General features: G+C 62.0%; 22 protein-coding genes and 1 tRNA gene. 16 read left to right on the top strand and 7 right to left on the bottom strand.

Going from position 1 to position 22,034, the window contains the following annotated elements; all coding sequences use genetic code 11:
- Window positions 1-58 precede the first annotated feature (58 nt).
- Both O3297_RS22405 and O3297_RS22400 read left to right on the top strand, forming a co-directional pair.
- Window positions 59-1,234 (top strand): YncE family protein, encoded by a 1,176-nt coding sequence (locus O3297_RS22405; RefSeq protein ID WP_305050179.1) that lies wholly within the window; start codon window positions 59-61, stop codon window positions 1,232-1,234.
- A gap of 74 nt (window positions 1,235-1,308) precedes the next feature.
- On the top strand, window positions 1,309-1,692 hold the full coding sequence (locus O3297_RS22400) for a hypothetical protein (protein ID WP_070281055.1): 384 nt from the start codon (window positions 1,309-1,311) through the stop codon (window positions 1,690-1,692).
- A 6-nt stretch (window positions 1,693-1,698) separates the two neighbouring features.
- On the opposite strand, the gene O3297_RS22395 is transcribed toward O3297_RS22400, so the two are convergent.
- Window positions 1,699-2,613, bottom strand: coding sequence for a LysR family transcriptional regulator (locus O3297_RS22395; protein WP_099395408.1), 915 nt, complete (start codon window positions 2,611-2,613; stop codon window positions 1,699-1,701).
- 102 nt (window positions 2,614-2,715) lie between these two features.
- Here O3297_RS22395 and O3297_RS22390 point away from each other — a divergent pair, with 102 nt between their 5' ends.
- The 4 genes from O3297_RS22390 to O3297_RS22375 all read left to right on the top strand — a co-directional run bounded on the left by O3297_RS22390 (window position 2,716) and on the right by O3297_RS22375 (window position 6,619).
- A complete protein-coding gene (locus tag O3297_RS22390) occupies window positions 2,716-3,825 on the top strand; it encodes a muconate/chloromuconate family cycloisomerase (RefSeq protein ID WP_070260092.1) in 1,110 nt (369 codons plus the stop codon).
- Between the two features lie 153 nt (window positions 3,826-3,978).
- Window positions 3,979-4,269, top strand: a complete 291-nt coding sequence (gene catC / locus O3297_RS22385; protein ID WP_305050177.1) for a muconolactone Delta-isomerase — start codon at window positions 3,979-3,981, stop codon at window positions 4,267-4,269.
- Window positions 4,270-4,280: 11 nt separating this feature from the next.
- Window positions 4,281-5,084 carry a 3-oxoadipate enol-lactonase gene (gene pcaD, locus O3297_RS22380; RefSeq protein WP_305050175.1) on the top strand — a complete coding sequence of 268 codons (804 nt, stop codon included), beginning with the start codon at window positions 4,281-4,283 and terminating at the stop codon, window positions 5,082-5,084.
- Between the two features lie 131 nt (window positions 5,085-5,215).
- Window positions 5,216-6,619 (top strand): sodium:solute symporter family protein, encoded by a 1,404-nt coding sequence (locus O3297_RS22375; protein WP_305050173.1) that lies wholly within the window; start codon window positions 5,216-5,218, stop codon window positions 6,617-6,619.
- A gap of 12 nt (window positions 6,620-6,631) precedes the next feature.
- Here O3297_RS22375 and O3297_RS22370 read toward each other — a convergent pair whose 3' ends face one another.
- The 3 genes from O3297_RS22370 to O3297_RS22360 all read right to left on the bottom strand — a co-directional run bounded on the left by O3297_RS22370 (window position 6,632) and on the right by O3297_RS22360 (window position 10,375).
- Window positions 6,632-8,026, bottom strand: coding sequence for a GntP family permease (locus O3297_RS22370; RefSeq protein WP_305050171.1), 1,395 nt, complete (start codon window positions 8,024-8,026; stop codon window positions 6,632-6,634).
- Window positions 8,027-8,152: 126 nt separating this feature from the next.
- Window positions 8,153-8,229: transfer RNA gene (locus O3297_RS22365), tRNA-Pro, on the bottom strand.
- 52 nt (window positions 8,230-8,281) lie between these two features.
- Window positions 8,282-10,375 carry an AsmA family protein gene (locus O3297_RS22360; RefSeq protein WP_305050170.1) on the bottom strand — a complete coding sequence of 698 codons (2,094 nt, stop codon included), beginning with the start codon at window positions 10,373-10,375 and terminating at the stop codon, window positions 8,282-8,284.
- 124 nt (window positions 10,376-10,499) lie between these two features.
- Here O3297_RS22360 and O3297_RS22355 point away from each other — a divergent pair, with 124 nt between their 5' ends.
- From O3297_RS22355 to arsH, 3 genes are read left to right on the top strand one after another with little or no spacing between them, the layout of a single operon-like run.
- Window positions 10,500-10,871 (top strand): helix-turn-helix transcriptional regulator, encoded by a 372-nt coding sequence (locus O3297_RS22355; RefSeq protein ID WP_175445080.1) that lies wholly within the window; start codon window positions 10,500-10,502, stop codon window positions 10,869-10,871.
- On the top strand, window positions 10,868-11,290 hold the full coding sequence (gene arsC, locus O3297_RS22350) for an arsenate reductase (glutaredoxin) (protein ID WP_070280929.1): 423 nt from the start codon (window positions 10,868-10,870) through the stop codon (window positions 11,288-11,290). The genes O3297_RS22355 and arsC overlap by 4 nt, the downstream gene beginning before the upstream one ends.
- Window positions 11,291-12,019, top strand: a complete 729-nt coding sequence (gene arsH, locus O3297_RS22345) for an arsenical resistance protein ArsH (RefSeq protein ID WP_070280931.1) — start codon at window positions 11,291-11,293, stop codon at window positions 12,017-12,019.
- A gap of 61 nt (window positions 12,020-12,080) precedes the next feature.
- On the opposite strand, the gene ispB is transcribed toward arsH, so the two are convergent.
- Window positions 12,081-13,070: an octaprenyl diphosphate synthase gene (gene ispB, locus O3297_RS22340; RefSeq protein WP_077400159.1), complete on the bottom strand. Its 990-nt coding sequence runs from the start codon at window positions 13,068-13,070 to the stop codon at window positions 12,081-12,083.
- A 304-nt stretch (window positions 13,071-13,374) separates the two neighbouring features.
- Between ispB and rplU the strand changes: the two genes are divergently transcribed.
- The 5 genes from rplU (at window position 13,375) to proB (ending at window position 16,791) form a co-directional block, all read left to right on the top strand.
- Complete coding sequence (gene rplU / locus O3297_RS22335; protein ID WP_034754730.1) at window positions 13,375-13,686, top strand: 50S ribosomal protein L21; 312 nt, start codon at window positions 13,375-13,377, stop codon at window positions 13,684-13,686.
- Window positions 13,687-13,726: 40 nt separating this feature from the next.
- Window positions 13,727-13,999, top strand: a complete 273-nt coding sequence (gene rpmA / locus O3297_RS22330) for a 50S ribosomal protein L27 (protein WP_010395157.1) — start codon at window positions 13,727-13,729, stop codon at window positions 13,997-13,999.
- A 113-nt stretch (window positions 14,000-14,112) separates the two neighbouring features.
- A complete protein-coding gene (gene obgE, locus O3297_RS22325; RefSeq protein ID WP_034754647.1) occupies window positions 14,113-15,222 on the top strand; it encodes a GTPase ObgE in 1,110 nt (369 codons plus the stop codon).
- 12 nt (window positions 15,223-15,234) lie between these two features.
- Entirely contained in the window at window positions 15,235-15,645 is a 411-nt protein-coding gene (locus tag O3297_RS22320; RefSeq protein WP_034782445.1) for a hypothetical protein, read from the top strand.
- 27 nt (window positions 15,646-15,672) lie between these two features.
- Window positions 15,673-16,791 carry a glutamate 5-kinase gene (gene proB / locus O3297_RS22315; RefSeq protein ID WP_034782447.1) on the top strand — a complete coding sequence of 373 codons (1,119 nt, stop codon included), beginning with the start codon at window positions 15,673-15,675 and terminating at the stop codon, window positions 16,789-16,791.
- Between the two features lie 56 nt (window positions 16,792-16,847).
- Here the strand turns inward: proB and nth are convergent, their stop codons facing one another.
- Both nth and rsxB read right to left on the bottom strand, forming a co-directional pair.
- Complete coding sequence (gene nth / locus O3297_RS22310; protein ID WP_305050166.1) at window positions 16,848-17,495, bottom strand: endonuclease III; 648 nt, start codon at window positions 17,493-17,495, stop codon at window positions 16,848-16,850.
- Window positions 17,492-18,223 carry an electron transport complex subunit RsxB gene (rsxB, locus tag O3297_RS22305; protein WP_305050164.1) on the bottom strand — a complete coding sequence of 244 codons (732 nt, stop codon included), beginning with the start codon at window positions 18,221-18,223 and terminating at the stop codon, window positions 17,492-17,494. The genes nth and rsxB overlap by 4 nt, the downstream gene beginning before the upstream one ends.
- A gap of 365 nt (window positions 18,224-18,588) precedes the next feature.
- Between rsxB and O3297_RS22300 the strand changes: the two genes are divergently transcribed.
- Window positions 18,589-19,329 carry an ABC transporter substrate-binding protein gene (locus tag O3297_RS22300; protein WP_305050163.1) on the top strand — a complete coding sequence of 247 codons (741 nt, stop codon included), beginning with the start codon at window positions 18,589-18,591 and terminating at the stop codon, window positions 19,327-19,329.
- Window positions 19,330-19,455: 126 nt separating this feature from the next.
- On the top strand, window positions 19,456-22,020 hold the full coding sequence (locus tag O3297_RS22295) for a TonB-dependent siderophore receptor (protein ID WP_305050162.1): 2,565 nt from the start codon (window positions 19,456-19,458) through the stop codon (window positions 22,018-22,020).
- Window positions 22,021-22,034: the final 14 nt, after the last annotated feature.

Genomic DNA, 22,034 nt, shown 5'->3' with positions numbered 1-22,034 from the left:
AAGTGCGGCCGTAGAATGATCGGCGCGGATCCGACGACACTTGGAAAAGGCGGGGGAGATGATGAAAAAAGCGATGTTTGCATTGGCCGTGACATGCATGGTGGTGTTGCCTGCGTCGGCCGAAATCCTGGCCATGGTCAATTACGAGAGCAAGGCGCCCGAGTCATTGAAATCGCTGAAAAGCCCTGTCGCGCCGCCGTCGCGCAAGGAGGGCATCGCCATCATCGATGTCGATCCCGAGTCGAAAAACTTCGGCAAGATCGTGCGCGACATCGCCCTGCCGCCGGACCTGGTGGCGCACCATATCTTCTACAACCACGACATGAGCAAGGCTTACATCACGGCGCTGGGCAAGACGCAGCTGCGCGTGATGGACATGCGCCACAAGGACTTTCCCATCAAGGTGATCGAGGTGCCGACTTGCCAGGTGGGCGAGGATATCGTCTTTTCGGATGACCACAAGCGCTGGTATCTGAGCTGCATGGGATCGCAGGCCATGCTGGAAGGCGACGCCGTGCACGACAAGCCGGGACGCACCGTCAGGCTGCCGGCGCCATATCCGCATGGCCTGGCCGTCCACGATGGCATCGACCGCACCCTGCTGACGAGCACCATCCGCCCCACGGACCTGGGCGACGCGGGTGAAGTGATCAGCGTGCTGGAAACGAGCACGGGCAAGGTGCTGGGCACGCACAAGCTGTCGAAAAAGCCGTCGCCGTCTGGCGAAGCGCCGGTGGAAGTGCTGTTCGTCCCGGGCAGCAAACCGCCTGTCGCCTACGTCGCCAATATGTACGGCGGCACCGTGTGGACCGCCACGTGGAATCCGGCAACCAGGGATTTCGACACGGCCCAGGTGCATGACTTTGCCGAACAAAAGGCGGGCGTGCCGCTGGAGCTGTATTTCAACAAGGGCGCGACGCGGCTGTACCTGACGACGGCCAAGCCGGGCCACCTGCATATCTTCGACCTGACGGGCGGCATCGGCAAGCCCCGGCTATTGAAATCGATCCCTGCCGCCGAAGGCGCGCACCACGTGGCGTTCACCAGGGATGGCCGCTATGCCTTCGTGCAGAACGCGCTGCTCAACCTGCCGGGCATGAGCGATGGCAGCATCACCGTCATCGATATGAAAAAGGAGGTGGTGGCGGGTAGTGTCGATACACTGAAAAACAAGGGGCTCAATCCGAACAGCATCGTGCTGCTGCCGAAGTGGAATGACTTCATGGGGCATTGAAAGATGCATTCCGCTAGAATGAAAGAGCGCGGCCAGGCTCGTTGTCACAGGCCGCACCTTTGCAATGGCTGAACATGATATTCCTCGACTTTCCCGCCTTGTCCGCGCTGGCCACCGCTTCGGCCACGATTACCAAAAAATGCAGCTGCTGCGCCGTCCCGCTGGACGCCTGGCAGCGCCTGCCTACCTCGCTGGAGCTGGACCGCTTTGAAGAAATCGGCACCCTGCGCGAAGATCCGTACGAGGAACCGACGTTTGCCGAGTACCACCCGCACGGCACGCGCTACGACAGTATCGATGCGCCCATCGCCCCGCGCTACTATCCCGCGAACCTGAGCCAGGTGGCCCGCTGCCTGAACTGCGGCCGTTACTACCTGCGCTACAACGAGGCGGGCGGCTACTTCACGGAACTGCGCATCCGCGCGCTGCGGCCGGAATTGCTGGCCGACGCGGCGTAGTCACTGCTACAGGCTTTCCTTGACGTGCGCGATGCCGTGTTCATCGTAGATCGAGTACACGGCGGCGAGGATGTTTTCCAGTTCAGGCGAGCGGTCCATATGCCGCATGCTGAATAAAATCGGCGAGAACGCATGCTTGTCTTCCAGCTTGCGGTACACGACGTTCCGGTGATGCATGGCTTGCACGCTTTCCGGCACGATGGAAATGCCCTGGCCGGCCGCCACCAGTCCCATGGAAATCTGCAGCTCGCGCACTTCCGTGACGGGGCCGGGGGTGACATTGCCTTCGCTGAACATGGCCAGAACCTGGTCTGCAAAGCTGGGGCGGGGCGCTTTCGGATACACGAGCAGGGTTTCGTGGATCAGGTCCGTGAGGCGTAATCCGCCTTCCCCCCTGGCCAGCCGGTGGCCGGGCGGCAGGGCCACCACCAGCCGCTCCTCGCGCAGCAGGATGCGGCGGATGCTGGGGTCTTCGCTTTTCAGGCGCCCGAAACCCACGTCGATGCGGCCTTCCTTCAGGGCCTTGAGCTGCTGCACCGTCGTCATTTCATGCAGGGTCACGTCGACCTCGGGATGGCGCTCGCAAAAGCGGTGCACGATGTCTGGCAATTCCCCATACAGGGTAGAGGCGACAAAGCCGATCGACAGGGTGCGTTCCAGTTTGCCGACGCGCTGCGTCATCGCCTGCAGGTCGCGCACCTGGTCGAGCAGGGGCCGCGCATGGGCGAGGAAAAACTCGCCCGCTTCCGTCAGGCGCAAGGGACGCGAACCCTTTTCGATCAGCGCCACGCCCAGGATTTCTTCCAGCTGCTGCATCTGCCGGCTCAGCGGCGGCTGCGCGATGTGCAAGCGCGCGGCGGCCCGCGTGAAGTTCCTTTCCTCTGCTACTGCAACGAAGTAGCGCAAGTGCCGTAATTCCATCTTCATACCTTTCAGGTATAGGTTTGATACCAACTCGGTGTTGGACGTGGGGAGATTCGGGGAATATCGTGTCACCACTCCACAGAATTATACGGAATAAATATGATTCAAAATATCGAGACCTACCTGGTCGATGTGCCAACCATTCGTCCGCACCGGATGTCCGTCGCCACCATGAATACGCAAACCCTGGTGCTGGTGCGGCTGCGCTGCGCTGACGGCATCACGGGCTGGGGCGAAGCGACCACCATCGGCGGCTTGAGCTACGGCGGCGAAAGCCCGGAAAGTATCAAGACGAATATCGATACCTATATCGCGCCGCTGCTGGTCGGCATGGAAGCTAGCGAAGTGGCCAAGGCCATGGCCAGGGTGCGCAAGGTCATACAGGGCAACCGCTTCGCCAAGTGCGCGATCGAGACGGCGCTGCTCGATGCGCAGGCGCGCCGCCTGAACGTGCCGCTGTCGGAATTGCTGGGCGGCCGCGTGCGCGATGCACTGCCTGTGGCCTGGGTGCTGGCCAGCGGCGACACCGCGCGCGATATCGCCGAAGGGGAAAAAATGCTGGACTTGCGCCGGCACCGCATCTTCAAGCTGAAGATCGGCATGCGCGACGTGATGGATGACGTGGCCCACGTGCTGGAGATCAAGCGGGCGCTGGGCGAACGGGCCAGCGTGCGCGTCGATGTCAACCAGGCCTGGAGCGAGACGGACGCCGTGCGCGGCATCGCCGCACTGGAAGCGGGCGGCATCGACCTGATCGAGCAGCCGGTGAAAGCCGGCAACCGCGCCGCGCTGGCGCGCCTGACGCGGCGCTTCGACGTGGCCATCATGGCCGACGAAGCCTTGCACGGTCCCGCCGATGCGCTGGCGCTGGCCCAGGCCGATGCGGCCGACGTGTATGCGGTGAAAATCACCCAGTCGGGCGGCTTGCTGCCCGCGCTGGAAGTGGCCACCGTGGCGCGCCTGGCTGGCGTGGGACTGTACGGCGGCACCATGCTCGAAGGCGGCGTCGGCACCGCCGCCACGGCCCACGTGTGCTCCACGTTCGCGGAACTGGCCTGGGGCACGGAGCTGTTCGGGCCACTGCTGCTGACGCAGGAAGTCCTGCGCGAGCCGCTGGTCTACCGCGATTTCATGCTGCAGGTGCCGACGGGGCCGGGCCTGGGTGTCGAGATCGATATGGACAAGCTGCGTTCCATGCAGCGCGCCTGAGGACGCCTAACAAAACCTACTGCGCGTCGTGATTTACGGTCTGCGATGCTCACTGTACCTTCGTACAGTTGCGCTTCTCGACCGCAACTCTCTTCCGCTCGCTACGGTTTTGTTAGGCATTGTAAGTGCCTATAAAAATCTTAAGGAGAAACCATGTTATTCCATGTACGCATGAACGTGAACCTGCCATTGAGCATGCCCGCCGAGCAGGCGGCGCAGCTCAAGCAGACGGAAAAGGCACTGGCGCAGCGCCTGCAGCACGAAGGCAAGTGGCGTCACCTGTGGCGCATCGCCGGCCAGTACGCCAACATCAGCGTCTTCGACGTGGACAGCGTGGAGGAGCTGCACAACTTGCTCACCTCCTTGCCGCTGTTTTCCTACATGCAGATCGACGTGATGCCGCTGTGCCGCCATCCCTCGTCGGTGCGCGACGACGATTCCTGAGGAGACATGCGATGACGGAGACAGGCAACGACACTGCCGGGAAAATGTGCGAGGTGGACGGTATCTGCCTGCATTACCGCACGGATGGCGAGCGCAGCAAGCCCTGCCTCGTCCTGTCGAATTCCCTCGGCACGGACTTGTCCATGTGGGATGCGCAAGCGGCCGCGCTGGCCGGCGATTTTTTTGTCGTGCGCTACGACACGCGCGGCCATGGCCGGTCGGCCAGCGGCAGCGCGCCGTTCGGCATCGGGCGGCTGGGACTGGACGTGGTGGCACTGCTCGACCACCTCGATATTGCCCGTGCCGCCTTCTGCGGCATTTCCATGGGCGGCTTGACGGGCCAGTGGCTGGGCATTCATCAGCCGCAGCGCCTGACGCAGCTCGTGCTGGCAAATACGGCGGCGCGCATCGGCGGCGCCGCGCCGTGGCAGCTGCGGGCGGAGCAAGTGCGCCGTGACGGCATGGCCGCGGTGGCCGGGAGCGCCGCCGCGCGCTGGTTCACGCCGCCGTTTATCGCGCGCGAAGCGGACACGGTGGTGCGCCTAGTCGGCACCTTGCGCGATCAGGATGCCGGCGGCTACGCGGCCTGCTGCGACATGCTGGCCCAGGCGGACTTGCACGCCTGCGTCGGCACGATCGCCGTGCCGACGCTGATCATCGCGGGTGAGCACGATCCCGTGACCACCGTCGACGACGGGCGCTGGCTGCAGCAGCAGATCGCGGGCGCCCGCCTGGCAAGCCTGCCCGCCTCGCATATCTCGAACATCGAGGCGGCGGACTTGTTTACGGCGCAGTTGCGCACTTTTTTAGTGTGAGGCTTGCTGTACCGTATCGGTACGGCAGGAATGTGGTTTTCCTCTGAGCACCGCCGCCGGCTGGTCCGGCATGCGGCAGGGGAAGCTTTCTTGAAAAATAATAATAAGAAAAGCAGACTTGGAGTAGACGGATGGAAAACAGATTGATCATTATCGCGGCAGTCACGGTGGGCTATTTCGCCCTCATGTCGTACATTACGTATAGCGTGCGCAAGCATGCCAACAGCGCCGAGGGCATGACGGCGGGCGGGCGCAACTATCCCGCCTACCTGATCGGCGCGCTGCTATTGTCGGAATTTATTGGCAGCTCCGTCAGCATCGGCACGGCCCAGAAGGGTTATGAACTGGGTATTTCCGCCGCCTGGAATCTGGTGGCGCTGTCGCTGGGCTTCTTGCTGCTGGCCATCGTGCTGGTGAAAAAATACAAGGAAAGCGGGCAGTCGACGATTTCCGGCATCCTGGCGCAAACCTACGGCGAACCCGTGCGCTATGCGGCGTCCATCCTCACCATCGTTGCCCTGAGCATCGTTGCCGTGGCCCTGTACGCGAGTGGCGGCGCCGTGCTGGCAGCCGTGCTGCATATCAACAAGACCGTGGCCATCTTGCTGGTGGGCGCCATTACCGTGATCTATGTCAGCCTGGGCGGCATGCGCTCGGTGGTGTACACCAATTTTGCCCACTCCATCGTCAAGTACCTGGGCGTGATCCTGGCGCTGGCGTATGCGCTGGAAGCAACAGGCGGCATCGGCGCGCTGCAGGCGCAACTGCCGGCCAAGATGTTCAACTGGGTCGAGATCGGCTGGGGCCAGATCATCGCCTGGATGATCGGCGGCATCGGTTCCATCTTCGCCACGCAATACGTGATCCAGGCCCTGGTCAGCACGGACAATCCGGCCGTGGCCAAGCGCGCCTGTTACTACGTATCGTCGCTGATGATCCCGTTCGGGCTGATGGCGGCCCTGATCGGCATGTGCAGTGCCGTGCTGTATCCGGGCATGAAGTCGATCGACGCCTTCCCGAACCTGATCGCCCACATGCCGGCGTTTTCCGCCAGCATCATGATCGTCGGCCTGGCCGGCGCCCTGTTCGGCGGCATTTCCGCCACCACCCTGGCATCGGCCACCCTGGCCATGAAGGATTTTTATGATCCCTGGTACAACAAGGCGAAGAACGACGCGAAATCGCTGATGTTCCTGCGCATCGCCATCGTCGTGGCCGGCTTGCTGCCGCTGGTGCTGGCGCTGTATGCGGAAAAACTGCTGATGATCGCCTTCTTGGGCAAGGCCCTGCGCGCCACCCTGGCCGTGCTGGTGCTGATGGCCTTCTATGCGCCGAAATTCGGCACGCCGCGCGGCGCCTTTGTCGGCGTGATCGTCTCCGTGATCGCCACCATCGGCTGGTTCCTAGCGGGCAATCCGTACGGTGTCGACAGTTCCTACCTGGCGCTGGCCGGCCCGCTGCTGACCATGGGCATCAGCCATCTGTTCAAGCCGGCGCAAGCGTTGGCGAAGCCGGCATCGTCGTCGCGGCTGTAGCTTACCCAAGCCTCACACCAGTCCCGTCATGTAATAGATGGCAATGACGAGGAACACGGCCACCGTCTTGATGACGGTGATGCCGAAAATGTCGCGGTAGGACTGGCGGTGCGTGAGGCCCGTGACGGCCAGCAGGGTGATCACGGCGCCATTGTGCGGCAAGGTATCCATGCCGCCGCTGGCCATGGCCACCACGCGGTGCATGACTTCGAGCGGAATGTGCGCCTGCTGCGCGGCCTGGATAAAACTGTCCGACATGGCCGCCAGCGCGATGCTCATGCCGCCCGAAGCCGATCCCGTAATGCCGGCCAGGGTCGTCACGGAGACCGCTGCGTTGACGAGCGGATCGGGCACGCTGCGCAAGGTGTTGCTGACGGCAAGAAAACCGGGCAGGGCGGCGATGACGCCGCCAAAGCCATATTCGGATGCCGTATTCATGGCCGCCAGCAGGGCGCCGCCCACGGCCGCCTTGGTGCCTTCGGCAAAGGCGGCACGGATACGCCCGAAGGCCGTCACGCACACGAGCAAGATGCCCAGCAATAAGGCACCTTCCACGGCCCAGATACCGGTCACGGACGCTATCGACGTCGACACGGGCGCATGCAAGCCGGGCAGGGCCTCGGCGGTGAGTACGTAACTGTCGCCATACCAGTGGGGAATCAGCTTGGTCAGCGCAAAGTTGGCCACGCCCACCAGCACCAAAGGCGCCACCGACAGCAGCGGATGGGGCAAGTCGCCATCGCCGGTCTTGGCCTGTTCCGCTTCCACGCCATAACCTTCGCCCGTCGCCATGACGGACCGGCGGCGCCATTCCAGGAAGGCCAGTCCCATGATCACCGTCAGCACAGCGCCGATGGTGCCCAGCCATGGCGCGGCCCAGCCGGTCGTATTGAAAAAGGTGGTGGGGATGATGTTCTGGATTTGCGGCGTGCCGGGCAAGGTATCCATGGTGAAGGAAAATGCGCCCAGGGCGATGGCGCCCGGCATCAGCCGCTTGGGAATATTGCTCTGGCGGTACAGCTCGGCCGCGAACGGGTACACGGCAAATACCACCACGAACAGCGACACGCCGCCGTACGTCAGGGCGGCGCACACGGCAACGATGACGGCATTCGCGCGCGAACTGCCGATATAGCGGATGGCGGCCACGACGATCGACTGTGAAAAGCCGGACAGCTCGATCAGCTTGCCGAACACGGCGCCGAGCAAAAAGACGGGGAAATACAGCTTGATAAAGCCCACCATCTTTTCCATGAAGATACCGCTGAAGACAGCCGGCACGGCGGACGGATCGGTGAGCAGCACGGCACCCAGCGCGGCGACCGGCGCAAACAGGATCACGCTGTAGCCACGGTAGGCGGCCAGCATCAGGAAGGCCAGTGCGGCCAGAACTATCAGGAAAGACATCGGTCAGGCCCTTGCGCGAGAAGTGATCAAGATATTAATAATGCAGTTAATATCATACTTCCCGGCAACCTGCCAACGCGCAGGTCAAGGTGACAGCAGTTCACGTCAGCCTAGTGAGGAAAAAGCTGGTCGGGGTGAGAGGATTCGAACCTCCGGCCTCTGCGTCCCGAACGCAGCGCTCTACCAGGCTGAGCCACACCCCGCTCCTTCATTACAGCAGATGGTGGCACGGCTTTCAAGCGGCTGCATCAAGGTCTATTTCTTTTCCTGCTGCGCCTTCCTGATGTCCGCTTCGCTCACTTTTTTCGCTGGCGCATTCGTCGCAGGCGAAGTCGGGGTTTTGCGGGTGGCGTTGGCTTGCGCCATGACGGCGGCGCAATCCGTGTCCGGGGCCTTGTCGACGCTGACCAGCGGCAGCAGGGCGGCCAGCGGCGTGACGACGGTGGCAAGGGCCACGGCGGCGCCGGCTTTCAACGCCAGCGGGCCTTTCTGCGGGCCCACGTCCGGATTCTTGAACGTGCCTTTCGCATACAGCGGCGTGCGCAGGGTGATGATGCGGGCGCCCTTGGTTCGGGGGCGCACGTCGAGGTCCAGGGTTTCGCTTGCCAGGTTGACGTTGCCCGTGACATTCACGACGGCGCTGTCCGTGTCGAGCACGAAGCGGCGCACGTTGGCCTGGCCATTCGTGACGGCGAAGTCGCTGGCCAGGCAGTTCAGGTGGACTTGCTTGTCGCCAAAGATTTTCACGAAAACGGCGTTGGCCAGGTTCAGGCCAGCCAGTTCCAGCATGAACTGGCTGACGGAGCCTTCGCTGACGGTGGCCGCCAGCTCGCCATTCGCGCTGGCCAGCATGGCCGAGACGGAATTGCCGTGGCCCGTCAGCGCCGCATCGCCATACACTTCGCCGAAGCTCGCTTGCATCGATTGCAGCTTGGGAAACAGTTCGCGAATTTTGAGGTGGCGTGCCGCCACCTTGGCTTGCGCGGCGATGGTCTTTTGACGGCCGTCGAGCGTGATGTTCGAGGTGATGTCGCCACCGGCCATGCCGAAGTTGAGCGGCGTCAGACTCAGCACCTTGTCTTTCATGTGGATGTTGGCGACGACATTGTTGAGCGGGATATCGTGCGTGCGCACCAGTTTCTTGCCCGTGAATTTCACGTCGGCGTCGAGCGCATTCCATTTGGCTGTATTGAACTGTTCCACGGGCAAGGCTTTGTTGTCGGGCTGCACAGGCGCCTTGCCGCGCGCCTGTTTCTGCGCATTGCTGTCGGCGCCGATGGTGGGACCCAGGTCTTCCAGGCGCAATTGTTGCGACGTCACTTCGCCGCGCAGCAAGGGACGCGGCTGGCGCGGCAAGTACTGCAGGGTACCGGCCAGGTCGCTCTGGCCCACCGTGCCCTTGAAGTCTTGATAGGTCCAGTTCCAGATGGCGCCGTCCTTCTTGCCCAGCAGGCGTCCCTTGGTGGCGTAGTCCGGGGTTTCCGGCAGCAGTACACCCGTCAGCGGATACAGGTCGGCCATGCTGGCGCCGGCCAGGCTCAGCTGTAAATCGATACCCGACAGCGAGCGCGGGTCCGTCAAGGTGCCATCGATGCTGGCCTTGTTCTTACCCAGCACGGCATGCGCCTGCACGGGATACACGGTGTTGTTATCGGTCAAGGACAGCACGGCACCGGCCTTGCCGCCACCCGTCACGGGCGCCTTGCGGTAGGTGCCGCCCAGGGTGAATTCGATGCCGTATTTCTGCACGGGCGCGCTGCCTGGCGCGTCGCCCGGCGTGGCGTCGGGCGCTGTCGAGCTGACCTTGGCGCGCAGGTCCAGCGCGATGCCCTCGTCGAGGTAGCGGATGGCGCCGTCGCCGAAGGCCATGCGCTGGATTTCCACGTCCCATGCCGAAGGGCCGTTATCTTTCAAGGTCCAGCTGTTGCTGCCATCGGCGCGCCGCTGCAGGGCAATATTGGGAGAGTCGAGCGCCAGGTCCGTCAGCACCAGCCTGTGTTGCAGCAGGGGCAGCGGATGGATGGCCACGTCGATGCGTTTCGCGCTGGCTAGTTGCGGGCCGGCCGTCGCCCAGTCCGGGTTGCTCATGCGCACGTCCTGCGCGCTGATGATGGGACGCGGCACGTAGCGGCGCCAGCCCGGCTCCGTTTTCAACCCTTGCTTCCATTGCACCTGCAAATCGCCACCGATGACGAAAGTGCGGCCCGTGCTTTCCGACACCTTTTCGTTGATGTAGGGGCGGGCGCGGTTCCAGTCGAATGTCAGCACGAAGATGACCACGATGGCGATCAGGGCCAGCAGGGCTGCCAGGCTCCAGCCGAGGATTTTCAGGGGTGTCGAGCGTGTCATGGGGATGCCAATCGCAGTGATTTTTTCATCAAGATAGACCGATTGATCATGACAGTCGGTGCGCTGGGTTACGTACGCATCGTGATTACTGGCATTGATTCCATAATTCGAGTATTATTGAATTATGGAAAACAACAATACTATCGCAACGCAGGCTGCGCCGCTGACAAGCACGGCCGCCATCGCTGCCCTGGCTGCGCTGGCACAGGAATCGCGGCTGGCCGTGTTCCGCCTGCTGGTGCAAGCGGGGCCGCAAGGCATGGCGGCGACGAAAATCGCCGAAGCGCTGGCGATCGCACCATCGTCGCTGTCGTTTCACTTGAAGGAGTTGGCGCACGCCAATCTGGTGACGGCGAGCAAGGCGGGCCGCTCCATCATCTACGCCGCCAACTATGCGGGCATGAATGGCTTGCTGGCCTTCTTGACAGAGAACTGCTGTGCTGGCGCCCCTTGTTGCGTCACTGAATCTCATTTACTCAAGGACATCACGACATGACGATCACGATCTATCACAACACGGCGTGCGGCACCTCGCGCAATACCCTGGCCCTGATCCGCAACACGGGTGTCGAGCCCGTCATCATCGATTACGTCAAGCATCCGCCGTCGCGCGAGGAATTGCTCGACCTGATCGCCCGCGCGGGCCTGACCGTGCGCGCCGTCATGCGCGACAAGGGCGCCCTGTACGACGAGCTGGGCCTGGCCAATCCGGACTTGCCGGACGCGGCCCTGCTGGACGCCATGCAAGCCCATCCTATCTTGATCAACCGCCCCATCGTCGTCACGGAACTGGGCGTGCGCCTGTGCCGGCCGTCGGAAAAAGTGCTGGACATCCTGCCGCTGCCGCAGCAAGGGGCCTTCGTCAAGGAAGACGGCCAGGCCGTGGTCGGCGCCGACGGCAAGCCGGTGGCCTGAATGAACGATTTGCCGAATATCAGTGCCGCGCACCTGGACGTGCCGGACCTGGACAAGCTGGCGCCGGCCAGCGTGTCCACCCATGCGCCGCGCATCCTGCTGCTGTACGGTTCCTTGCGCGAGCGTTCGTACAGCAAGCTGCTGACCCTGGAAGCGGAGCGCATCCTGCGCCACTTTGGCGCCGACACGCGCGTGTTCGATCCGCATGGCTTGCCCATGGTCGACAGCGTGTCGCCCGAGCATCCGAAGGTGCAGGAATTGCGCGCGCTGTCGCTATGGTCGGAAGGGCAAGTGTGGTGCAGCCCGGAACGCCATGGCGCCGTCACGGGCGTGTTCAAGTCGCAGATCGACTGGCTGCCGCTGGAAACGGGCAGCGTGCGGCCCACGCAGGGCCGAACCCTGGCTGTGATGCAAGTGTCGGGCGGTTCGCAATCGTTCAATGCCGTCAATGGCTTGCGCGTGCTGGGACGCTGGATGCGCATGGTGACGATACCGAACCAGTCTTCGGTCGCCAAGGCGTATCAGGAATTCGACGATGACGGCCGCATGAAACCGTCGCCGTATTACGAGCGCCTGGTCGACGTGATGGAGGAGTTGTATAAATTCACCCTGCTGGTGCGCGACCGCCGCGATTATTTGGGCAGCCGCTACAGCGAGCGGCTGGAAGCGGCACCGGCCATCGTCCAGGCATTGGCGGGCGCGGCGATGGAGCATGAGCGCAGCAAATAAGCGGCACATAAAGAAAACGGCGCCAGTGGCGCCGTTTTGTATTGCATAGGATGAAACGCGATCAGTGATTGCGGTCCACGGCAAACGAGCACAGCTGCAGCATGGATTGCTTGTAGACGCTGTCCGGCCAGCCGGCGATGGCATCGGCGGCGCGCTGGCCGGCGATTTCCGCCTGCTTGCGCGTGTAGTCGAGGGCGCCGCTGCTGGTGATGGCCGTGAGGACAGCGTCGAAATGCTGTTCGTCGCCTTGCTCGATGCAGCTGCGCACCAGTTCGCGTTGCTCTGGCGTACCATTTTCCATCAGCCAGATCAGCGGCATGGTCGGTTTGCCTTCGCGCAAGTCGTCGCCCACGTTCTTGCCGATTTCGGCAGCGTCGCCTGCATAGTCTAGTACGTCATCGATCAGCTGGAAAGCCGTGCCCAGCGAGCGGCCGTATTCGGCGGCCGCTTCGATATCGTCTTCGCTGGCGCCGGCGATCAGGGCGCCCAGTTGCGCCGACGCTTCGAACAGCTTGGCGGTCTTCGAGCGGATGACGTTCAGATAGCTTTCCTGTGTCACGTCCGGATCGTGCATGTTCAACAACTGCAGCACTTCGCCTTCGGCGATCACGTTGGTGGCGTCGGACAGGATTTGCATGACGCGCATATTATTCAGCGATACCATCAGCTGGAACGAGCGCGAGTGCAGGAAGTCGCCCACCAGCACCGAAGCGGCATTGCCGAACAGGGCATTGGCCGTCTGGCGTCCGCGGCGCATCGACGATTCATCGACGACGTCGTCGTGCAGCAGGGTGGCGGTGTGGATGAATTCGACCACGGCGGCCAGTTCATGGTGCGCCGTGCCGCGATAGGCGTGGGCATTGGCCACCAGCAAGATCAGCACGGGACGGATGCGTTTGCCGCCTGCGCTGATGATGTATTCAGCGATCTGGTTGATCAGAATCACATCGGAGTGCAACTTTTGGCGGATCACCGTATTGACTGCGTCCATATCGGCGGCAATCGTTTGCACGATGGTGTTTTGGTTAACGTGTTTGTTAGCGTCAGACAAGGCGAACCTGCATTAGATTGTGGGTGCCGCGATTATACGACAAGGCTTGCGCGTGCGTGACGTTTGCCTATGACTGTAGAGCAATTGATTGACCTTGTTGGCACTGGCGCGCGTTTTGCTGTCCGCCCGGCGCAAGCCTGACATGATGGTCAGGTTGTCGACATACCACGATCGTCAAGCTTTGTGAATACTTTTTGACGCAATTTCTCAGTCCGTGTATAATCGCTGGTTCCCCCTGTTGTGCACGGCTTGCTTTTCATGGCAGTGGGACAAATTCTTTCAACATTTGATGAGGTTTCAAATCATGTACGCGGTCATAAAAACCGGTGGCAAACAATACAAAGTTGTCGCTGGCGAAAAACTTAAAGTAGAACAGATACCGGCAGACATTGGTTCCGAAATCACCATCGATCAAGTTCTCGCAGTAGGCGCGGGCGACAGCATCAAGTTTGGTGCTCCATTGGTCGAAGGTGCAACGGTACTGGTTACGGTTGTGGCGCATGGTCGCCATGATAAGGTCAAAATTTTCAAGATGCGTCGTCGTAAGCATTACCAAAAGCATCAAGGCCATCGCCAGAATTTTACCGAAATCCAAATCGTTTCGATCAACGGCTAATCGCCGCTGTTTGAATTAATCAGCTATCAAGGAGTCTTAAATGGCACATAAAAAAGGCGGCGGCACAACGCGAAACGGCCGTGATTCAGAATCAAAACGTCTGGGCGTTAAAGTCTACGGCGGCCAAGCTATCAATGCTGGCGGCATCATCATTCGTCAACGCGGCACCCCAGTGCGCGCCGGCGAAGGCGTAGGCATGGGCAAGGACCACACGTTGTTCGCGCTGATCGCGGGCAAAGTGAAGTTCGTTGTCAAAGGTGCTGGCTCGAAGCAATTCGTGACCGTTGTACCTAACGCAGCAGTACCAGCGTAATTCATCGCGGAGCGCCAGTTCGCTCCGCAATGATCGCATGATGTAAGGCGCAAGCCTTCAATCGAAAGGCTCTGCCCAAGGTAGAGCCTTTTTAGTTTTATGGCGGCAAAATTATGAAGTTTATCGACGAAGCAAAAATCGAAGTCATCGCGGGCGATGGCGGCAACGGCTGCGCCTCTTTCTGCCGTGAAAAATTCCGGCCTTTTGGCGGTCCCGATGGCGGCGATGGCGGCAAGGGCGGCACCATTTGGGCAGTCGCCGACCGCAATATCAACACGCTCGTCGATTTCCGCTTCTCCAAAATGCACAAGGCTCGCAATGGCGAGCCTGGCCGTGGCGCAGATTGCTATGGCAAGGGCGCCGATGACATCCACCTGCGCATGCCGGTCGGCACCTTGATCATCGACAACGCGAGCGGCGAAATCCTGGCCGATCTGACCGAGCACGGCCAGACCGAAATGCTGGCCAAGGGCGGCGAAGGCGGCTGGGGCAATATCCACTTCAAGTCCTCGACCAACCGCGCACCGCGTCAAAAAGGCGAGGGCAAGGAAGGCGAACGCCGCGAACTGCGCCTGGAACTGAAAGTGCTGGCTGACGTGGGCCTGCTGGGCATGCCGAACGCCGGCAAGTCGACCTTCATTTCGGCCGTCTCGAACGCGCGTCCGAAAATTGCCGATTATCCATTTACCACCCTGCACCCGAACCTGGGCGTGGTGCGCGTGTCGCACGAGAAGAGCTTTGTGATCGCCGACATTCCCGGCTTGATCGAAGGCGCTTCCGAAGGCGCGGGCCTGGGCCATCAATTCCTGCGCCACTTGCAGCGCACGGGCTTGCTGTTGCACATTGTCGACCTGGCGCCGTTTGAAACCAACGTCGATCCTGTCAAGGAAGCCAAGGCGCTGGTCAAGGAATTGAAAAAGTACGACGAGTCGCTGGTCGACAAACCGCGCTGGCTGGTGTTGAACAAGCTCGACATGGTGCCGGAAGAGGAGCGCAAGAAGATCGTCAAGGACTTCCTCAAGCGTTTCGCCTGGAAAGGTCCCGTCTTCGAGATCTCCGCGCTGAACCATCAGGGTTGCCCGGAACTGGTGAATGCGATTTACCAGCATCTGGAAGAGAAGAAACACAGCGAAAGCCGTGCCGAAGAAACGCAGATGACCGAAGAAGCACGCGGTATCTCGTCGATCGATCCGGATGATCCGCGTTTCAAGATCCTCGACTAAGGCTTTACCCTGATGTCGGTACAGACGGCCGCTGTCGCGCCAGCGCGCAAGCAAGCGTGGCAGCGCCGTGTATTGCATCTGATCGCGTATGCTTACGGGCTGAGCGCGGTCGCCTGCCTGTTGTTCGCCGATGAAATGGCGGCCGGCATGGGCATCTTCCTCAATGGCGTCAACGGCTACAGCCAGTTCTACGCTACTCATGTCGGTGTCTGGGGCGCTACCGCGCTCCTGGCGCTGTTCGCGGCACGGCAGGGCGAACCGCCTGTCCTCGGCGATATCACTGCAATGTTGGTCCTGGCGCAGCCCGCCGGCCGTTTATTCGCGGCCATCAGCTTCGGCTTGCCCCAGGGTTTTGTGTTGTTCATGTGCGCAATGGAGCTGACGGCGGGGCTGGCCTTGCTGCTGCTGCGTCCTGCGCGCTGACGTCTATTAAGTGAAGAGCGCCGCCCCATGGATTCCGTGATTCAAAAAGCTACCCGCATCATCATCAAAGTTGGTTCTTCGCTGGTCACCAACGATGGCCGCGGACTCGATCATGCCGCCATCGCGCGCTGGGCCGCGCAGATTTCCGGCTTGCGCGCCCTGGGCAAGGAAGTCGTGCTGGTGAGCTCCGGCGCCATTGCCGAAGGCATGCTGCGCCTCGGTTTCGAGCAGCGCCCCACCGATATCCACGAATTGCAGGCTTGCGCCGCCGTCGGCCAGATGGGCCTGGCGCAAATCTATGAAAGCAGCTTCCGCGCCCACAGCCTCGGCACGGCGCAAGTGCTGCTCACGCACGCCGACCTGGCCGACCGCGAACGCTACCTGAATGCCCGTTCCACCCTGACGACTCTGCTGCGTCTGGGCGTGGTGCCGATCATCAATGAAAACGACACCGTCGTCACCGATGAAATCAAGTTCGGCGACAACGACACCCTGGGTGCCCTGGTGGCCAACCTGATCGAAGCCGATGCGCTGGTCATCCTGACGGACCAGCACGGCCTGTTCTCGGCCGACCCGCGCAAGGACCCGGACGCTTACCTGATCACGCAAGGCATCGCCGGCGATCCGGCCCTGGAAGCGATGGCCGGCGGTGCCGGCAGCAGCCTGGGGCGTGGCGGCATGCTGACGAAAATCCTTGCCGCCAAGCGCGCCGCCAAGTCCGGCGCCCATACCATCATCGCCTGGGGGCGCGACAGCGACGTGCTCAGTCGCCTGGCCCAGGGCGAAGCGATCGGCACGGAGTTGCGGGCGCAAACGGGGCAATTGACGGCGCGCAAGCAGTGGATGGCCGATCATCTGCATACGGCCGGCGCCGTCGTGCTCGATGCGGGCGCCGTGCAAAAGCTGCGCCAGGAAGGCAAGTCCTTGCTGCCGATAGGCGTGACGGGCGTGAATGGGGAATTCGGCCGCGGCGCCGTGATCACCTGCGTCGATGCCGATGGTGCACCCGTGGCGCGCGGCCTGTCCAACTACACGAGCGGCGAAGCGCGCCGCATCATGCGCAAGCCTTCCACCGAGATCGAGTCCATCCTCGGCTACATGGAAGGCCATGAGCTGATTCATCGCGATAATATGGTCTTGCTGTAAGCTCCCGCTTGCTGCGAATCAAAAAAAACGGCCCTTGCGGGCCGTTTTTTTTTGCTTTATACCACGGCCGGCATCGGCGACTTGTCCTTGTAATCGCACAGGTCGGCAATCATGCAGTTCCAGCATTGGGGCTTGCGCGCCGTGCACGTGTAGCGGCCGTGCAGGATCAGCCAGTGGTGGGCGTCGTGCAGGAATTCCTTGGGGATGAATTTCAGCAGTTTTTGCTCGACGATATCGACATTCTTGCCTGGCGCGATGCCGGTGCGGTTCGAGACGCGGAAGATATGCGTGTCCACGGCCATGGTCGGTTCGCCAAACGCCGTGTTCATGACCACATTCGCCGTCTTGCGGCCCACGCCGGGCAAGGCTTCCAGCGAGGCGCGGTCGCGCGGCACTTCGCCGCCGTGCTGATCCAGCAGGATCTGGCAGGTGGCGATGACGTTCTTCGCCTTGGTGCGGAACAGGCCGATGGTGCGGATGTAGCTGGCCAGCTCGTCCACGCCCAGGGCCAGTATCGTGGCCGGCGTATTGGCGACCGGATACAGCAAGCGGGTCGCTTTGTTGACGGAGACGTCCGTCGCCTGTGCCGACAGCAGCACGGCGATCAGCAGCTCGAACGGCGTCGTGTAGTCGAGTTCCGTTTTCGGGGAAGGGTTGGCGGCGCGAAAGCGCGTAAAGATTTCCAGGCGTTTGGCGGCGTTCATGCGTCTTTTTTCGGGGTGATGGGGGCTGGCTGGGCGGTGTCCGTGCTGGCGGCAGCGGCCTTGGCGCGCGCGCGCTCCATGGCGGCGGCGATGATGGCGCGCTTGCGTTCCTTTTCCGCCTGTTCGTTTGGTGTGACGGGTACTTCCTGCGTCACTTCGCGCATCTTGGCGACGGCCTTGGCGGCCAGGCGTGCTTCATTTTCCTCTGTTTCGCGGCGCAAACGCTGCGTGCGGAAATCGTGGCGCGCGCGCGCGTCGTCCGCCTCGGCCTGGCTCCAGGCATCCCAGCCCGTGGCGTCGCCGCTGACCGGGTACATGACGATGCAGTCGACGGGGCAGGGCGCCACGCACAGGTCGCAGCCGGTGCACAGATCGGTGACCACCGTATGCATCTGCTTGGCGGCGCCGACGATGGCGTCGACGGGACAGGCCTGGATGCACAGGGTACAGCCGATACACAGCGATTCGTCGATATAGGCGACAGATCGCGGACGTTCGAGGCCGTTGACGGGATTGAGCGGAATGACTTTTTTACCCAGCAAGCCGGCCAGGCGCACGATGCCCTGCGCGCCGCCCGGCGGGCACTGGTTGATGTCGGCGCTGCCTGCGGCAATCGCTTCCGCATACGGGCGGCAGCCGTTGTAGCCGCATTTGGTGCATTGCGTTTGCGGCAGCAAGTCTTCGATCTGGTCTGCAAGTGGGGGAGAGGCGGGATGCGGCACGGTCATCTTCAATACGGTAAAACGTCATTATCGGCCATCTGGCGCGCGCACAAGTAAAAACCTGGCTCGTGAGAGGGAATAGCTGGCGCATGGCAGGCCTGTTGCAGGCACGCCGCAATCGTATTTTATTTCCCCTGGGAATGTCAAAGTGCAAATAAACAACTTTGCAATTTCTTTTTTTTATGGGAGCATGATTTTTATCAAGCCTGTAATCAAAAAAAGCCGACCGCCAGTCCTGTTGCCGCGCCTGCATTGCAAGGTGCGCCAGGCCATAGGAGCCAAACATGCGTTTCCTCCGGACAGTTGGTTTGCCCTTCTGTTTATTCATGCACGCTACACTTGCTCTTGCACACGGGCAGGCTGGCTCCCCCATGGCGGCGCCGGGCGCTGCCAGCTCGCGCATCGTCCGCTTCGCCGCGGAAGACTGGCCGCCCTTTATTTCCCGCAGCCTGCCTGCCGATGGCATGTCCGGGGCGATGGTCGGCGCCATCTTCGAACGCATGGGCTATGTCGTCAAATATGAGTATTTCCCGTGGAAGCGTGCCATGCAGTTTGGCCTGGCCAGTTCCCGCTATGCCGGGTTTCTGGCTGTCTGGCGTACGCCCGAACGGGAAAAACTCTGCCACTTTTCTGTTCCGGTTGGCAATACGCAAGGCGTGCTGGCCTACCTGAAGGAGGATGGCGTGCCCGGCACCGCCCTGGCCGACCTCGGCAAGCTGCGTATCGGCACCGTGGCCGGGTATTCGAATGGCGAGCAGTTCGACGGCATGGTGGCGCGCGGCGAGTTGAAGACGGAAGAGGGCTTGAACGATGCGACGAATCTGAAGAAACTGCTCATCAAGCGTTACCGCGTGATCGTCATCGAACGCCATGTCCTGCAGCACTTGCTGATGGGACGTAACTTCAGCAAGGCCGAGCGGGAGCGCATCGCCATCATCGATACCGTCTTCAAGGAGCGTCCCGTGCACGTCTGCTTCCAGCGCGACGCGGAAGGAGCGGCGCGGCAAAAGCGCTTCAACGAGGCGGCGCGCGACATCGATACGGCCCGGCTGGAACGCGATTACTGGAAGCGGCTCGACCAGAGCCTGGCGACCGCCCCGGCCAGTCCCTGATACGGCGCGCCGCTGTTGTTAGTTGCCAAAACGAAATATCTAAATACGAAACCATTCGTTCTTGTTTGTTTGTCCATCCTTTAGTCTGCAACCACTGTGTTGACGACTTGAAAAGGATGTTTCCGTATGCTGGAATTGATTCACAAGCAAGACCCCATCCCGCGCCTGCGGCAACTGGCGTACGCCGTCTCGGTGGCCGTGCTCGTGCTGGGGGCGCCCGGCGTGGTTCACGCGCAGGCCGCGCCGGACGGCGCCGGCGCGCTGGCCGCCGCGCCGTTTGATACCGTCATCGTGACGGGGGCGCGCGGCACGGGCCGCACGGTGGCCAACAGCGCCGCACCGATCGACGTGATCAGCGCGCAGCAATTGCAGGCCACGGGCAAATTGAACTTGCTCGATGCGCTGGATACGGCCTTGCCGTCATTCAACTTGCCGGCCCGCGTGCAGCCTGACCTGGGCAGCATCGTGCGCGCCGGGCAGCTGCGCAACCTCGATCCCTCGCATACCCTGGTGCTGGTCAATGGCAAGCGCCGCCATACGACGGCCATCGTCAATGAGGATGGTTTTCCGGGTTCCGTCGCCACCGACCTGGCCCTGATCCCCACGGGGGCGATTGCCCGCGTGGAAATCCTGCGCGACGGTGCTTCCGCCATCTACGGCTCGGACGCCATCGCCGGTGTCATCAACATCATCCTGAAGTCGGATGACAAGGGCAGTTTCAGCACGCAACTCGGTTCCACCTACGAGGGCGACGGCACGAACGGGTCGGCGCGCATCGATGGCGGCACGCGCCTGGGCGAACACGGCTTTGCCCACTTCGGCGCCGAAGTCCAGCGCCAGGGCATCGCCGTGCGCAATTTTGGACTGAATCCCGCTTATCTGTCGTATCCGGCCGTGCGCAACAGCGATGGCCAACTGGTGAAATTGGGACCGAACAACAGCTTGCCGGCCGGCGCTTCGCCGAACCCGGCCGAAGCAAACCGCAACAGCAATCCATGGCGCAATACGGGCGTGCCGCAAAGCACGACCGCCTCGCTCAGCGCCAACCTCGGCTATGACGTGTCGAACGAGGTGCAACTGTATGGTTTCGGCACCTATGCGCACCGCAATGCCCGCTCGGCGCAGAATTTCCGCCTGCCCAATACCATTTTTAATAACAACAAAGGCTTGCTGGCCGTGTATCCCGACGGTTTCACGCCATATGAAACGACGAGCGAAAACGACTTTTCGCTGACGGGCGGTGTCAAGGGCGAGACGGCGGGCTGGTCCTGGGACCTGAGCACGACGTATGGCCGCGACGATATCGACGTGGGCGTCGAACACTCGGCCAATTACTCGCTGACCTATCCCGGTGGCAAGACCGATTTTACTATCGGCAATCAGCGCTACAGCCGCTCGACCACGAATGCTGATGTGCGCCGCCCCGTCCAGCTGGGCTTGAGCGAGCCGGCCGACCTGAGCTTGGGCCTCGAGTATTCGCATGAAACGCAGCAGCGCAGCCCGGGAGAACCTGCCTCTTACCAGGGCAGCGGCTCATCGGCGCTGGCCGGCTACCTGCCCGTCGACGCATCCGACACGGCGCGCCACAGCCATGCGGCGTATATCGGCCTGGGCGCGAAACTGACGCCGCAATTGTTGCTCGACACGGCTCTGCGCGCCGAGAAATATTCCGATTTCGGCAGCAAGACGACGGGCCGCTTGTCCACCCGTTATGACGTGACGTCCACGGTCGCCGTGCGCGGTACTGTCAGCAACGGTTTCCATGCGCCTAGCCTGGTGACGCAATCGTATTCGAACACGTCCGACCATGCGGGCGTGCCGTACACCCTGGCGCAGCCCAATTCCGCTGCCGCACGGGCCCTGGGTGCGCAAGCATTAAAACCGGAAAAATCGACGAATCTGTCAGCAGGGCTGACCTTCAATCCTACGCCCACCCTGCGCCTGGCCGTTGACGCGTATCAAATCAAGGTCAGCGACCGCCTGGGCGTGTCGTCGAACATCGGCATTGACCGCAGCTCGGGCGTGGCGCTCGACGGCAGCGGCCGGCCGCTGACGGGGGCGCAAGCGAGCGTCATTGAAAACCTGCTGCGCTCGGCGGGGCTGACGGTAGGCAATGGCCTGGTGGCGCATTACTTTGCCAACGTGGGCGACACGCGCACGCGCGGCATCGATTTGACGGCCGAGGATGTCTTGCGCGTGGCCGATGGCAAGCTGCGCTGGACGGCGGCCGCGAATATCAATCACACGAGTCTGGTTGGCAAGGCGGAACTGCCGGCCGTGCTGCAAGGCTTGCCGAACATCGGCACTCTGAGCAAGTCGGCCGAGTACGACTTGCTGTACCGGGCGCCGCGCGACAAGGAGATCGTCACCCTGGCGTATGAAAAAGCCGGCTGGACATTCAGCCTGCGCGAGACGCGCTACGGCAAGCTCAAGCGCCTGAACGCCGTCACGGGCGGCGACTACCAGCTGAAGGCCGCCTTCGTGACGGACGTCAGCGTCGGCTACGACATCGGCAAGCGCATCAACGTGACGGTGGGCGCCAACAATGTCTTCGACCAGAAGCCCAGCCAGGTGCCGCGCGCAGCGCGCAGCGCCGCGAATCTGGCGCAGTACACGGGCGCCTACGACAATTCGGGACCATTGGGCGTATTGGGCGGTTACTACTACGCCCGCGCCACTGTTCACTTTTGATCTGCCTTCTCTCT

Origin of the sequence: Janthinobacterium sp. SUN128 (genome assembly GCF_030587275.1) — a bacterium.
In the GTDB taxonomy this organism is placed as follows: Bacteria; Pseudomonadota; Gammaproteobacteria; order Burkholderiales; family Burkholderiaceae_D; genus Janthinobacterium; species Janthinobacterium lividum.
The sequence above is the reverse complement of the archived record's forward strand: the minus strand, read 5'-3'. Positions and strand labels throughout refer to the sequence as shown.